We start from the raw sequence: 12,936 nt of genomic DNA, 5'->3' as shown, positions 1-12,936 counted from the left end.
GCCAGATTATTTAACAGACTCCTGTAGATAATAGGAGCATCCTGAAGGGTAGGCAACATGATGCTGGAAGGGCATGGGGTGGTAAAGGTGGCTTTTCATTATCTGGAGACAGCACATCAGGGTTGGCTGGCTGTCCGGCGCAAGGATCATGGAATCTGCCATGTCCGTTCCGACGAGATGACACGCCGGGATGAGGATGGTGAACCTCTTTATGTTCCCCTGCTGGCGATGACGCTTTCCGACCAGCCAGATTACGTCTTTCTTGTCATGGGCCCGGAAGGTGGGGAGCCTCCGCTCCTCTGGATCAGGCATTTCTCTTACAGGGGGGCCGTGCTGCCCTTCCGCCGTGTCGATATCGTGGGGCATGAGGGGCGCATAGGACTGCGGAACCTCCTGCGGTCCAGCCTGTGCTGTACAGCCCAGCCCTGGAACAGTCAGGGAGGTGTCAATGAGTTTCTTGGGGACTGCAGCCATCTGATGGGCTGGGAGCAGTTCCAGCTGCATGAGGTTGCGGCAACAGAGGAACTGCAACGCCTGGGCGAGGACATGGCTGCCCATTTCAGGATGTTCCCTTCAGCGGATGATCTGGAGCAGCTGATAGACACATATGAGGGGAGCCATCTGGTCTGGCTGCTGGATGCCATGATGCCGGTGGCGGCCTGGTCTGCTGTCCGTGAGGTGGGGCAGAGGCTGCTGGAGCGGCCTTCCCTGCGTGAGGCCCTGCTCCGTCAGGCGGGGAGCAGTCCGTGGAGGGATGGTTGGCAGTGTCTTGCCCGTTGGCTTGAGGACAGGGAGAGCTATCCTGCAGCCGAACGGGGCTGCCCGCTGGGGGATGACGTGCTGACATGGGGGCAGGCGGACGCACCGGCTGGCTTCATCCATGCAACCCTGCATGCGGCCCGGGCCAGCGTGAAGCCACGCAAGCGGGTCTGCATGATGTCCACGATCCGTAATGAAGGTATCTATGTTCTGGAATGGATCGCCTATCATCGGAGCATAGGGGTCGAGCATTTCTTCATTTACAGCAACGACAACAATGATCGCTCGGACCTGCTTCTGAAGGCCCTGCATGATGAGGGGGTCATCACCTTCATCGAGAATCCCGTCCAGCCAGGGATGTCCGCCCAGACGAAGGCTTACGGGCACGGGTTGAACGTGCTGCCGAACATTCTGGATTATGAGTGGTGCTTCATTCTGGATGGAGATGAGTTCATCACGCTGGCACCATCCTACCGGACGGTGGGTGAGTATCTTCAGGGCTTCTCCCGCTGGGAGAGTGATGCCATCGCCCTGAACTGGAAGTTCGTGGCTTCCGAGGTCAACCGGGATGGGCTGGCGGACCTGGTCCGGCCGTTGACACAGCGGAATCGTGACATTGTCTCCCGTGGTGGGATCGGTGAGGGCTGGCGGCTGGTCAAATCTGCCGTGCGGCCCGGTCGGGCCATACAGTCCCGGCCGCATCATCCGGTCTGGCTGCAGGCAGACAGATTCACATACAGGCTGTCAGATGGGTCCATTCACAGTTACCGCAATCCACCACCCGGCATCGGGGCGGACCCTGCTTTTGCTGACGGCGGTCATTATGAAGATATTTACATCTCCCATTACTACTACAAGTCGATCATTGAATGGGTCTGGAAATATGCCCGGAACAGCGGGCTGGACGGTGCCATGTCCTTCGGTGTGGAGCGGTACGCCGACTATTGGGCCAATGCCTTCATTTGCCAGATGAATGACCCGCATGAGGGGCAGAATGAAAATGTCCTGAACCGTGCTGATGGACTGCTGGAAGAAATGGTGAAGCTGCGGAGCATCACCGCCATCGCACAGGCCGAGAACATCGTGCGCGAAACCTGGCAGGAGCGGCTCCTGGCCCTGCTGGACATGGTGGAGGAAGCTGACGTGGCCTCCCGCCTGAAGGAGGAGTGGCGTTATGTCCTTGATCCTCTGGCGGAGGAGCGGCTCGGCAGCATTCCGCTGCATCAGGTGTAACAGGGAAGGGCCCTCCAGGACTTGGAGGGCCCTTTGTTCATGGGGCGTGCAGGGGGCTGCCTGTCTGGCGCCAGTTACTGCACATGCTCGTGGAATTGCGCTGCACGCAGGTGGCTGCGGTTATAGTCCAGTTCGCTGTGATTCAGCTGAAGGCCGATCTCCATGGAGTAGGGGCTGATCTGCGGATTGTTGCCTGTCGGCACATCAATGAACCGCAGTGGCGTGCTGCTGTGGCTGACAGAGACGGTTGGAGGCAGCTTCACTGTTTCGGTAAAGACTTTTTTGTCCACGATGGCCCCATCCTGAAGGATGGCCACGAAATAGGGAACCGTCACACTGTCGCTGCTGGTGGCAGGGCCACGCTCCAGCTGGAGGTTCAGGCTGACACGAACACGGGTCATGGGCCGTTTCTGTGCATCCTGCGGGCCAGTACGGCAGTCTCCCTGAACACCCAGAATGTGGGTGGAGGTCAGGCGGTGGGCGGCATCAAGCCCTTTTCCATCATAAGTGATGCGGTCCGCCACCTGGCCGGGAACATCGAACTTGGGGCAGGCCGGAGCGAAGGTATGGGTGGTATCCGCCTCCTCGCACCCGCTGAGAAAACCAGCCAGCATGAGGGAGCCGAGGCCCGCTGCAAGGCGGGGAAAGATGCGGGATGAGGGGGAGAATGCAGGCATCGGACTCAGAAAACTCCACAAGAAAATGGCGCAGGACATTGCAGCAGACGGCAATACGGACGATATAGAGGCCCAGAATGGTGGTGCAGGATAGCCCATGACCTTGCATGGAGCACCACCGGACCGTTCAATATCGTATCGTTCATCGCCTGCCTGGGGAAGATTATGTCAGAACAGACGACGCCTGTAACCTCCAACTCTGCCGTCCCCGGAGCAGATTCGGCCACTGGCAAGCCGCCACTGAAGATTCTGCTGGCTGGACCACGCGGTTTCTGTGCCGGGGTGGATCGTGCCATTCGGGTGGTCGAGGAGGCTCTGCGCCGTTATGGGGCACCCGTCTATGTCCGCCATGAGATCGTGCATAATCGCACTGTCGTGGAAGGGCTGGAAGCCAAAGGTGCCATCTTTGTCGAGGAGCTGGATGAGGTGCCAGAGGATGGTCACGTCGTGTTTTCAGCCCACGGCGTGCCCAAATCCGTTCCGGCAGAGGCGCAGCGCCGCAATCTGCTGTACCTGGATGCGACATGCCCGCTTGTCTCCAAAGTGCATCGTGAGGCTGAGCGTCATTTCGCCGGGGGTGGCCCGGAGCAGCGCCATATCCTGATGATCGGTCATGCCGGGCATCCTGAGGTGGTCGGCACCATGGGGCAGCTGCCGCCAGGGGCTGTTACGCTGATCAATGATGCGAAAGAAGCGGCCGAGGTCCAGCCGAAGGACGTGGACCGTCTGGCCTTCATCACGCAGACGACCCTGTCCGTCGATGACACGGCAGAAATCGTGGACATCCTGCGGTCCCGTTTTCCCAACATCGTGGGGCCCCGCCGGGAGGACATCTGCTACGCCACGACAAACCGTCAGATGGCCGTGAAGGAACTGGCTGCGGAGTGTGATCTGGTCATCGTCATCGGCTCACCGAATTCTTCCAACTCGCAGCGTCTGCGGGAGGTGGCCGAGCGGTCTCTGGCCAAGCGGGCCCTGCTGGTGCCAAAGGTTTCCGACATGGACTGGAATGAGCTGGAGGGTGTCAGGACGCTTGGCATGAGTGCCGGTGCGTCCGCTCCGGAGAGCCTTGTGCAGGAAATGATAGAGCAGCTTTCTGCCCGTTATGACGTGACAATCGAGGAGCGTATCGTGAAGGAGGAAAACATCAATTTCCGCCTTCCCCATCCGCTTTCGGATGCGGTCTGATCGTTCATGGCGGTTTATACGGACCTCCAGGAAGGGGACTTGCGGGGCTTCCTGTCACTTTATGACATAGGGGAGCTTCGCTCTTTCACCGGGATTGCGGAAGGAATAGAGAACAGCAATTTTCTGGTGAAAACCACTCAGGGGCGCTTCATCCTGACGCTGTTTGAAAAACGCATGAAACCGGAGGAGCTCCCGTGGTTTCTTGGGCTGATGGCGCACCTGGCGGGAGAGGGGATAGCCTGTCCGCAGCCTGTCGTGGCGAAAGACGGGGTGGCTCTGCGCCAGCTGGCAGGTCGGCCTGCCATTCTGGTCAGTTTTCTGGAGGGGCAGTCTCTGGAGGTGGTAACCCCGCAGGCCTGTGAGCAGGTCGGGCGGAGTCTGGCACGTCTGCATGAAGCCGGGCTGGGTTACAGGGCCGAGAGGGCCAATGCTCTGGCACCGGAAGGTTGGGTTGAGCTGTTCTCCCGGTGTACGGATGGTGGTGATGAGGCGGTGAAAGCCCTGATGGCGGAGGTCCGCACAGCTCTTTCAGCGCTTGTGGCAGCGTGGCCGGAGGCCGGGTCCCTGCCTCGTGGGCAGATTCATGCTGACCTGTTCATGGATAATGTCTTTTTCCAGAATGGTCATCTCTCTGGCATCATTGATTTCTATTTCGCCTGTACGGACTTTCTTGCTTATGACCTGGCCATCTGTCTGAATGCCTGGTGTTTTGAGGACGAACGTCATTACCGGGAGGACAGGGCTGAGGCACTTTTGCGCGGGTATGAACAGGTTCGCCCGCTGAATGCTGCCGAACATCAGGCCCTGCCGATTCTGTGCCAGGGAGCGGCCATGCGGTTTCTGCTTACACGTCTGTATGATTGGGTGCATACGCCAGAGGGGGCTTTGGTAACCAAAAAAGACCCTTGGGCCTATCAGAGACGGCTGCATCATTTCCGGAAGGCAGACCATGTCTGACAGGGCGGAGAAAGGGGACGCAGCTCCCAGCACGCAGGTGGATATCTGGACGGATGGAGGCTGCAAGCCCAATCCTGGGCCAGGTGGCTGGGGTATCCTGTTCCGTTGTCAGGGTCATGAGCGCACCATGAAAGGCGGGGCGGCGGAAACGACCAACAACCGCATGGAGCTTACGGCGGCTGCCGTTGCTCTGGAAACGCTGACACGCCCCTGTGTGGTCAATCTTTACACGGACAGTGAGTATCTGCGGAATGGCATCACCCGGTGGCATACGGGCTGGGTACGGCGCAACTGGCGCAATGCATCGGGAGACCCTGTGGCCAACATGGATTTGTGGCGGCGTATCCTGGAGGCAGCCAAGCGGCATCAGGTGGACTGGCACTGGGTAAAAGGTCATTCCGGGCATGCAGAAAATGATCTGGTCGATCAGCTGGCGACTGAAGGGCGGGAAGAGCTGGAAGCCGGTTCTGCTGCCGGGGATTGACGGTATTCGGAAGATTCTTGCCGAGAAATCTTTTCTGGGGCTTTACCTGCCGGGGGAGATTGGCTAGACAGGCTCCAGCTGATCCCGAATAGCTCAGTTGGTAGAGCAAGCGACTGTTAATCGCTGGGTCGTAGGTTCGAGTCCTACTTCGGGAGCCAGCCTTTCATTCAGGTCCGGGCCATATGGCTGCGGGCCTTTTCTGTATCCGGAGCGGATACGGGTGAAATTATTTTCTAATTTGCTGAAAAAAGGGGCTTTACCTGCCGGAGGAGATTGGCTAGATAGGCTCCAGCTGATCCCGAATAGCTCAGTTGGTAGAGCAAGCGACTGTTAATCGCTGGGTCGTAGGTTCGAGTCCTACTTCGGGAGCCAGCCTTTCATTCAGGTCCGGGCCGTATGGCTGCGGGCCTTTTTCATGCTTCCCATAAAATAAAACAGCATGTTGTGGTTCTGCCAGTTTCTGTCTTATCGTATGATAGGGGCGTGGAATAATGCATGATTGAAGGGCACGAACAGAGCATGACAGGCACCGTACAGACGCAGGGTTCGCAGAGCATCAATTATGCGACGGTGACATGGGACCAGCTGCATCGGGATGCCCGCCTTCTGGCCACGGAGCTGATGCGCAAATATCGTCCGTTTCGTGGCATTGTGGCCATCACGAGGGGAGGGCTGATTCCAGCGGCCATTCTGGGGCGGGAGCTGGGATGCCGTCTGATCGAGAGCGTGTCTGTCGTCAGTTATGCAGGTGAGGCAGGAACCCAGCAGGAACCAAAGCTGCTGAAAGCCCCGGAAGCCGCAGGTGATGGGGAAGGGTTCCTGATCGTGGATGATCTTGTGGATTCGGGGGTGACGGCCCGTTATGTGCGGGAGATGCTGCCCAAAGCTGTTTTTGCCTGTTTGTATGCCAAGCCGGATGGGCGGCCCTGTACCGATCATTTCGTGACAGAAGTGCCGCAGGATACGTGGGTTCTCTTCCCATGGGACATGGCGCCGCAGTTTGTTGCGCCACTGAACCGCAGTCACAAGGCGTAATTTTTTGAAAAAACACTTTTTTCATGCAAGAAAGTCCCTTGCCTGTACGGTGAAGTCCCTTTAAGAAGGCATCACGTCGTCGGGGCGTGGCGCAGCCTGGTAGCGCGCCTGTTTTGGGTACAGGAGGCCCCCGGTTCGAGTCCGGGCGCCCCGACCACGTCATGCAGCAAGGCAGGAGCGCCCTTAGCTCAGCTGGATAGAGCAACAGCCTTCTAAGCTGTGGGTCGCTGGTTCGAATCCAGCAGGGCGCACCATTATGCCGCCTTGTAGTGTCGCTCCGTTGCAGAGTAGTCTCCCTATAAAATATCCGTTGGGCTCATGTAGTTCTGGCCTGTCGCCTGCATGCAGGTGCGGGTGGTGGATGTGCGTTACATAGTAAAATCTGTCCATAATGTGCTTCTGGCTGCCCTGAAGAGGAAGCGGGACGTGATGGCGCGTAAGCATATTGTTATCTGGAGAAGAGATGGAGGTGCGAGGGAAGGTTGAAGCAGGGACGTGGTGGTCTATTATCATTATGTTTTTTTTATTTAGTACATTATTCTTTACTGTTTTTTTGTTAACAAATTTCTTTCATGAAAGGGGATGTTTACATTTTTTCTGCCCTGTTATAATTTGCTTCATAACCTGATGTAATGAGGTGTTACCATGAGTGAGAATCGTTTGCAGCGTCTTTGGGTCATGGACTGGTTCGGTCATGTGATCGATCAGCCTTCAGAGGGTGGTCCACTGATCCGCGATTATCTTTCTCCGGGGGCTTATCCGGACACGTTTGTATTGTCTTCCTGGCCGCTGAAAACGCCGGCCCGTGTCATGTTCCGCCATACGTCGAGCGTTGCCCAGAACCTGCCGGATGCCCAGTTTGTGGCTGCAGGTGAGAATCTGGTCGCTCTTGAAGACCAGGATTCCGGCACGTTCTTCTCGATCAATCCGCGCAATAACGATACACACTGGAATTCTCCGGCTGTTTATGACTGGGAGCGCTTCATCCTTCTGACCAAGGAGATGCTGGATGGCTTTGCCGTCCTCCAGGATCGTTCTTATGGTGAGGTGCAGATGAGCGGGCATCCGGTTCCTGCTCTGGTATGGCCTTCCGTTGCTGAGAATATCGGCAATTTCGCCTGGCTGGGTGGGTTTGCATTCTCCATCACGCGCAATCTGGAGAATCTGGCCAAGATTGGTGCGACTGCGCCGGGTAAATCTGTGGATGTGACCCTGGTCAGCCCGCATGGTGATATTGCCAAGCTGTCCATTGTTCGTTCAGAGAAAGAACTGTAAGAAATTTCGTCCCATCCCTCCTGCGAGGGATGGGATTTTTTACGTTAGACAGAACTGTCATTTGCGAGCAGAGAGTTTCAGGCGAAGAAGTCTCAAGTGGATTTGATGCTGTTTTTGGGGAAATGAGTGATGTCCGGGGACGTTTTGCCTTACTCATTTGATAAAGTCTGGTTCATGGACTGTTTCGGGCACGTTTTGTGCTATGCGCCGTATCGTAAGGTGCTGGCGCGGGTTCCGTTACAGGGTTCTTTTCTGAGTGGGTTCGTGTCAGGTCCCTGTCCTTTTCCTAATAATTTCATACCGCAGTGGCGTAATATTTTTAACAGCCTGGTTGAGTTGCCTCCGTTCAGGATATGCCCACAGGATGGGGGGCTGGTAGCCTTACATAATGAAAAGACAGGTCATTACCTCAGCATAAATCCGTCGAACAACAAGACTGCTTTTTCTCCGGTTATCGCCGACTGGGAGCTGTTCTGCCCTCTTCAGTACGATGTTTATGTGGGGCTGCTCGTTGTTACGGACCCCGGCATGGCCGAGATTTTCTGTGAAAATGACGAACGGGAGGTTTCGGGGCTTTATTTTCTGGGGCCGGGTGACAATAAGCCGTTTGTTGCCAGTTTTGATAGAAAACGCATTGGTTTTCTGGAGAACCTTTCTACATTTGCGAGAATAGGTCGCCTGAAAAAGGGAGAGACTGCAAAGTTCCTTTTCAGGGGATTTATATCCGGGAAAGAGTACACCATGCGCATCACGCGCCTTAAAGAGATAGCGTTCTGAGGGGCATCATGTTTGTTTCCCGCTACAATACTTATCTGGCCGTTATCGATCGTGAGATCGTACAGAAATTTTTATGCACCTATTACGAGGATGATGCCCCACCGGCTGCAACAGAAGACGATATTGAGACTGCGGGGTTTGAGGTTCATCGGCAGGTTGTTACGCGCGTTGGATTTTACAGGAAGGGGCAGGGCTACCTTTCTGCCAGACCGGATCTGTCCAACGGGTACAGCAATGTCATGCAGGATCGTGAGACGTTTCGCCTGATTGATCCTTCAATCCTACCACCTCCTGTGCCGGAAATGCCAGAAGAAGCCCACATTGCTCACAAAATCCACCAGATTGGCATTTTCCCCAAAGAACCGGGCGTCTATCCGGAAGCATTCATAGAGAACAGAAATAACATTGTCGCCCTGAATCAGAATTATACATTCTATTTCTGGTCGGAAGGTGGCTATTATGACATCGAGGAATTCATACAGAAGCACTATGGTGAGGAAATACTGAAATATTACAGGGCTATAAGTCCTGATTATCTGGCTGCCAGAGCTGACTTTTTCCGCTACCTGTGCCTGTACGCCATCGGTGGCGTGTATCTCGATCTAAAAACCGCCATGTCATATCCTTTGGACTTGGTCGTGAGGCCGGAAGACCGGTTTCTGCTGTCATTCTGGTGCCATGGTGCCCGTCCGCATACGGAAATCGAGCACATCCCGTATGGCGAGTACGAACAGTATTACATCATCTGTGCCGCGGGTCATCCGCTGATGCGCCGTATCATACAGCAGGTCCTGTGCAGTATTGCCCTCTACAAACGTCCCATTCATGGGACAGGGGCTTATGGCATCCTGCGGGTTACAGGGCCTCTGCTTTATTCAATGATCGTGCATGAATACCGTGACCGGTATGAAGATATTGTGAGGCAGATTCACAGTTTCTCCAACGGGATCGAATATACCATCTTTGATGATAACATGGCCCATCATGAACATGTGGGGAAGGATACGCATTACAGCCGGAGGGAGTCGAACATCATCAACTCCGAGATGCTGATCTGATCCTTGTGTGACGATGTGATGTAGAGGAGATGGTGCCCGTGACGATGATTCAACCTGTGCGCCGTATTTCCAGAGGCCTGCGGATGCTGCTGGCCGGGATTGGCCTTTCTCTTTCATTTTGCGGTGGCGTGACGGGCGCCAGAGCCGATGATTACTCCCTGTCATCTCAGGACAGCATTTTCTTGAGTGATCTGGAGCATCGAACCTTCAACTGGTTCTGGGAGACGGCCAATCCCAGGAATGGTCTGGTGCCGGACCGTGCTCCCCTGCCACATGGGGCTGCCAGTATTGCCAGTGTAGGATTTGGTCTGACAGCTTATGGTATCGGGGTGGAGCGGGGTTATATCACACGGCAGCAGGCCGTGGAGCGGACCCTCCTGACCTTGCGGTTTCTGGCGGCGTTGCCACAGGGTGATGAGGCCAGCGGTACGGCAGGAACCCACGGCTTCTTCTATCATTTTCTGGACCCGGAGACGGGGCTGCGGGTGGCAGACTGGTCGGAGCTATCCAGCATAGATACGGCACTGCTGATGGGCGGTGTTCTGTTTGCACAGTCCTATTATGACAGGTCCGACAGGCAGGAAGCTGAAATCCGGACACTGGCCGAGACATTATACGGTCGGGTGGACTGGCAGTGGATGACCGGTGGCAAAAGCCCTTGGCTGAGCATGGGGTGGATGCCGCCGGGTCATTTCCTGTCTTCACAGTGGACAGGATATAATGAAGGGCTGATGCTGTACCTGCTGGCTCTTGGGTCTCCGACACATGCCCTGCCTGCTGAAACGTGGGACCGCTGGACGGAAACTCACAAGGGGCAGCAGGGGAGTTTTTATGGGCGTGACCTGCTCAATTTTGCTCCCCTGTTCGGGCATCAGTATAGTGAATGTTGGGTAGATTTCCGCGATATTCTGGATAAGGCAAGTCGGCAGCGTGGTTATAACTACTTCCAGAACAGCCAGAGAGCGGTCTACGCACAGCGGGAGTATGCCCGCCAGAATCCGGGACATTGGAAGGATTATGGTTCAGACATCTGGGGGTTGACGGCTTCGGATGGACCGGGGGATGCCTACAGGGATGTTGATGGTCAGCGGCGTCATTTTCTGGCGTACAGCGCCCGTGGGGCCGGACGGGATTATGTGTTGGATGACGGCACGATTGCGCCTACGGCAGCAGGTGGGTCTGTAGCTTTTGCGCCAGAAATTGCCTTGCCGGCACTTCAGGCCATGAAGGCCCGATACGGCAGTCGGGTTTATAACCAGTACGGTTTTCTTGATGCATTCAATCCCAGTTTTTCTGATGGGAAGGACGGTTTCTGGGTTGATGGTCAGCAGCTCGGGATTGACCAGGGGCCCATCCTGCTGATGACCGAAAACCTTCGTAGCGGGCTGGTCTGGAATGTCATGAAGAAGAACCCGTTCCTGCAAAGGGGACTTCAGCAGGCAGGATTTGAAAAACGTTAGTCCGCCCTGTCAGACGAGTTTTATGGACTCTTCCAGCAGGGAGGAGGCTGATAGTGGCCTGATCCCTGCTGAGGCCTGCTGTATGATGAAGGTTTCAAATCCAGCCCGTACAGCATGACGGGCTGAGGCCAGAACGCAGACATCCAGCGCCACGCCGCACAGAAAAACCCGTGTGACGCCAAGGCCGTTCAGCAGGTCTGTCAGGCCAGTGCTGCGTCCGCTATCGTCATGAAAAGCAGAGTTTGAGTCCGCATCGGTTGCTGTTCCTTTGCGGATGATATGGGTAATGCGTCGCTGGTCCAACCCCTCTACCATTGCAGCGCCGTCTGTCCCGGCAATGCAATGGGCAGGCCATGGGCCGTTCTGCTCTTTGAAGGAACAATGGCCCATGGGGTGCCAATCCTGGGAAGCGACGACGGCCCTGAAATTCAGATGGCTGAGGCCATTGATGGCGTGCAGAAGGTCATGCCCGCCGGGAACGGGGAGGGCGCCGCCGGGCATGAAGTCATTCTGCATGTCGATGATCAGCAGTGCATCTTGGGCGCTTATGCCATGAGGCAGCAGGATGTGGCTGTTCATGCTTTGCCAGAGGGTTTCATACGGGTGACCAGAAGCTGGTTGATGCGGAAACGTTCGACATCCACCACCTCAAAACGGAAACCGGCCACCTCGACACGGTCTGCCTTGCGGGCCATACGGCGCAGACGATGGGTGATGAAACCGGCAATGGTGTCAAACTCGGAATTGTCATGGAAGAGGGGGATATCCAGCTCCCGGATAACATCCAGAATGGGAGCGGCTCCGTCGATGAGCCATGAATCAGCATCACGGCGGACGATGGCCTGCTCTTCAAAAGGATTGGCCAGTCCATCCATCAGGGCACCCATGATGTCCTTGTACGTGATCAGTCCGACAACCAGCCCATATTCATTGAAGATGAGCGCGAAACCGGCGCCATGCGTATCAAATTGGGCCAGTGTCTCCCACAGGTTCAGCGTATCGGGCAGGGAGAGGACATCCCGGCGCATGTTGAATATCTGTTTGGGAGGGGCCTTCTGCGGGTCGGTCAGTGTGGTGGGTTCATCAACAACAGCGACCAACACATCTTCCGCACGGATGGAGCCGACAACCCTGTCCAGCGATCCATCGCAGAACGGGTAACGGGAATAGGGGCGGACCCGCACCTTGTCGCGCTGGCTCTCCAGACTTTCATTGACATCCAGATAAACGATTTCGTCCCGAGGTGTCATTGCAGATGTCACGGAACGGTTTTGCAGGGCCATGACATTCTGGATCATCTGATGTTCCTGCTCCAGAAGAACGCCGGAGGCCGTGCCTGCGGCAAGAATGGCCCGGAGATCTTCTGGCGTGACGGCCTCTACCGTGGCCGTGGCCGGGATGCGCAGCAACCTCAGTATCAGGTCGGCAATATGGGAGAAAAGCCATACGGCTGGATAGAGGAGCTTGAGGATGAGGGCAGGGAACCAGCCTACGGCCAGAGCAATCCTGTCCGGTGCGTTCATGGCCGTGCGCTTTGGCAGAAGGTCAGCAAAGAGAACGAACAGCCCGGTGACAAGGATGAAGGAGCTGAAAGAGCCGACCTTGTCTGCCAGAGGTGCCGACAGGCCCAGATGGTGCAGGCCCTCGGCGAAAGGTTCACTCAGCAGGGCATCTCCCACCACACCGCCCAGAATACCGACGGCATTGAGGCAGATCTGTATGGCTGTCATGACCTGCCCGCTATTGCGTCGGAGGCGCAGAAAAGCACGGGCCCTTTTGTCGCCTTCTTCAGCCAGGGCACGCATGCGGGTTTCCCGTGCTGCGGCGAATGAGATTTCAGACAGGGAGATGAGAATGGAGACACCGATGAGTACGACCGTAACGAGGAGGCCGACAATCAGCATGATGAAGGGATGATGACTGGATGATGTGGTGGGCATGCGTTCTCTCTATGGCCACCCCGCCAGGGCCAAGGCGGCAATTATCGGCGGTATGATAATGCAGTTGGGGCAGGTTTCAATTGCTTTGTGTGA

Annotated in this window: 12 protein-coding genes and 4 tRNA genes; 13 read left to right on the top strand and 3 right to left on the bottom strand. The window is 56.1% G+C overall.

What is annotated here, in order from left to right:
* Window positions 1-57: 57 nt before the first annotated feature.
* Window positions 58-1,992 carry a glycosyltransferase family 2 protein gene (locus DTJ15_RS05320; protein WP_081563265.1) on the top strand — a complete coding sequence of 645 codons (1,935 nt, stop codon included), beginning with the start codon at window positions 58-60 and terminating at the stop codon, window positions 1,990-1,992.
* 74 nt (window positions 1,993-2,066) lie between these two features.
* Here the strand turns inward: DTJ15_RS05320 and DTJ15_RS05315 are convergent, their stop codons facing one another.
* Complete coding sequence (locus DTJ15_RS05315; RefSeq protein ID WP_249109577.1) at window positions 2,067-2,669, bottom strand: hypothetical protein; 603 nt, start codon at window positions 2,667-2,669, stop codon at window positions 2,067-2,069.
* 165 nt (window positions 2,670-2,834) lie between these two features.
* Here DTJ15_RS05315 and ispH point away from each other — a divergent pair, with 165 nt between their 5' ends.
* From ispH to DTJ15_RS05255, 12 genes are all read left to right on the top strand, one after another.
* Complete coding sequence (gene ispH / locus DTJ15_RS05310) at window positions 2,835-3,857, top strand: 4-hydroxy-3-methylbut-2-enyl diphosphate reductase (protein ID WP_043559807.1); 1,023 nt, start codon at window positions 2,835-2,837, stop codon at window positions 3,855-3,857.
* Between the two features lie 6 nt (window positions 3,858-3,863).
* Window positions 3,864-4,814 (top strand): homoserine kinase, encoded by a 951-nt coding sequence (locus tag DTJ15_RS05305; RefSeq protein WP_103765157.1) that lies wholly within the window; start codon window positions 3,864-3,866, stop codon window positions 4,812-4,814.
* Window positions 4,807-5,298 (top strand): ribonuclease HI, encoded by a 492-nt coding sequence (gene rnhA / locus DTJ15_RS05300; RefSeq protein ID WP_081563262.1) that lies wholly within the window; start codon window positions 4,807-4,809, stop codon window positions 5,296-5,298. The genes DTJ15_RS05305 and rnhA overlap by 8 nt, the downstream gene beginning before the upstream one ends.
* An 82-nt stretch (window positions 5,299-5,380) precedes the next feature.
* Window positions 5,381-5,456 (top strand) — tRNA-Asn (locus DTJ15_RS05295).
* Between the two features lie 138 nt (window positions 5,457-5,594).
* A tRNA-Asn gene (locus DTJ15_RS05290) sits at window positions 5,595-5,670 on the top strand.
* A gap of 147 nt (window positions 5,671-5,817) precedes the next feature.
* On the top strand, window positions 5,818-6,333 hold the full coding sequence (gene gpt / locus DTJ15_RS05285) for a xanthine phosphoribosyltransferase (protein WP_081563261.1): 516 nt from the start codon (window positions 5,818-5,820) through the stop codon (window positions 6,331-6,333).
* A gap of 80 nt (window positions 6,334-6,413) precedes the next feature.
* Window positions 6,414-6,490: transfer RNA gene (locus DTJ15_RS05280), tRNA-Pro, on the top strand.
* Between the two features lie 20 nt (window positions 6,491-6,510).
* Window positions 6,511-6,587 (top strand) — tRNA-Arg (locus DTJ15_RS05275).
* A 391-nt stretch (window positions 6,588-6,978) separates the two neighbouring features.
* On the top strand, window positions 6,979-7,608 hold the full coding sequence (locus DTJ15_RS05270; protein ID WP_043559812.1) for a hypothetical protein: 630 nt from the start codon (window positions 6,979-6,981) through the stop codon (window positions 7,606-7,608).
* A gap of 129 nt (window positions 7,609-7,737) precedes the next feature.
* Window positions 7,738-8,385, top strand: a complete 648-nt coding sequence (locus tag DTJ15_RS05265; protein WP_154981365.1) for a hypothetical protein — start codon at window positions 7,738-7,740, stop codon at window positions 8,383-8,385.
* A gap of 8 nt (window positions 8,386-8,393) precedes the next feature.
* Window positions 8,394-9,443 carry a glycosyltransferase family 32 protein gene (locus DTJ15_RS05260; protein ID WP_249109576.1) on the top strand — a complete coding sequence of 350 codons (1,050 nt, stop codon included), beginning with the start codon at window positions 8,394-8,396 and terminating at the stop codon, window positions 9,441-9,443.
* A gap of 44 nt (window positions 9,444-9,487) precedes the next feature.
* Window positions 9,488-10,903 (top strand): glucoamylase family protein, encoded by a 1,416-nt coding sequence (locus DTJ15_RS05255; protein WP_232086365.1) that lies wholly within the window; start codon window positions 9,488-9,490, stop codon window positions 10,901-10,903.
* A gap of 9 nt (window positions 10,904-10,912) precedes the next feature.
* On the opposite strand, the gene DTJ15_RS05250 is transcribed toward DTJ15_RS05255, so the two are convergent.
* Together DTJ15_RS05250 and DTJ15_RS05245 are read right to left on the bottom strand one after the other, a co-directional pair.
* The gene (locus DTJ15_RS05250) at window positions 10,913-11,482 is read right to left on the bottom strand and encodes an isochorismatase family protein (RefSeq protein ID WP_249109575.1); all 570 of its coding nucleotides are present in this window, start codon (window positions 11,480-11,482) and stop codon (window positions 10,913-10,915) included.
* On the bottom strand, window positions 11,479-12,843 hold the full coding sequence (locus tag DTJ15_RS05245) for a hemolysin family protein (protein WP_043559816.1): 1,365 nt from the start codon (window positions 12,841-12,843) through the stop codon (window positions 11,479-11,481). Before DTJ15_RS05245 ends, DTJ15_RS05250 begins: the two co-directional genes overlap by 4 nt.
* Window positions 12,844-12,936: the final 93 nt, after the last annotated feature.

It is taken from the genome of Parasaccharibacter sp. TMW 2.1891 (assembly GCF_023337675.1).
Classification (GTDB): domain Bacteria; phylum Pseudomonadota; class Alphaproteobacteria; order Acetobacterales; family Acetobacteraceae; genus Bombella; species Bombella apis.
Note: the sequence above shows the minus strand (reverse complement) of the source record. Positions and strands in the feature narration are given on the sequence as shown.

What these genes read in the sequence shown, in the direction of transcription:
- DTJ15_RS05320 (WP_081563265.1), top strand. Translation starts at nt 58, where the DNA reads ATGATGCTGGAAGGGCATGGGGTGGTAAAGGTGGCTTTTCATTATCTG.
- DTJ15_RS05315 (WP_249109577.1), bottom strand. Translation starts at nt 2,669, where the DNA reads ATGCCTGCATTCTCCCCCTCATCCCGCATCTTTCCCCGCCTTGCAGCG.
- ispH (WP_043559807.1), top strand. Translation starts at nt 2,835, where the DNA reads ATGTCAGAACAGACGACGCCTGTAACCTCCAACTCTGCCGTCCCCGGA.
- DTJ15_RS05305 (WP_103765157.1), top strand. Translation starts at nt 3,864, where the DNA reads ATGGCGGTTTATACGGACCTCCAGGAAGGGGACTTGCGGGGCTTCCTG.
- rnhA (WP_081563262.1), top strand. Translation starts at nt 4,807, where the DNA reads ATGTCTGACAGGGCGGAGAAAGGGGACGCAGCTCCCAGCACGCAGGTG.
- gpt (WP_081563261.1), top strand. Translation starts at nt 5,818, where the DNA reads ATGACAGGCACCGTACAGACGCAGGGTTCGCAGAGCATCAATTATGCG.
- DTJ15_RS05270 (WP_043559812.1), top strand. Translation starts at nt 6,979, where the DNA reads ATGAGTGAGAATCGTTTGCAGCGTCTTTGGGTCATGGACTGGTTCGGT.
- DTJ15_RS05265 (WP_154981365.1), top strand. Translation starts at nt 7,738, where the DNA reads ATGTCCGGGGACGTTTTGCCTTACTCATTTGATAAAGTCTGGTTCATG.
- DTJ15_RS05260 (WP_249109576.1), top strand. Translation starts at nt 8,394, where the DNA reads ATGTTTGTTTCCCGCTACAATACTTATCTGGCCGTTATCGATCGTGAG.
- DTJ15_RS05255 (WP_232086365.1), top strand. Translation starts at nt 9,488, where the DNA reads ATGATTCAACCTGTGCGCCGTATTTCCAGAGGCCTGCGGATGCTGCTG.
- DTJ15_RS05250 (WP_249109575.1), bottom strand. Translation starts at nt 11,482, where the DNA reads ATGAACAGCCACATCCTGCTGCCTCATGGCATAAGCGCCCAAGATGCA.
- DTJ15_RS05245 (WP_043559816.1), bottom strand. Translation starts at nt 12,843, where the DNA reads ATGCCCACCACATCATCCAGTCATCATCCCTTCATCATGCTGATTGTC.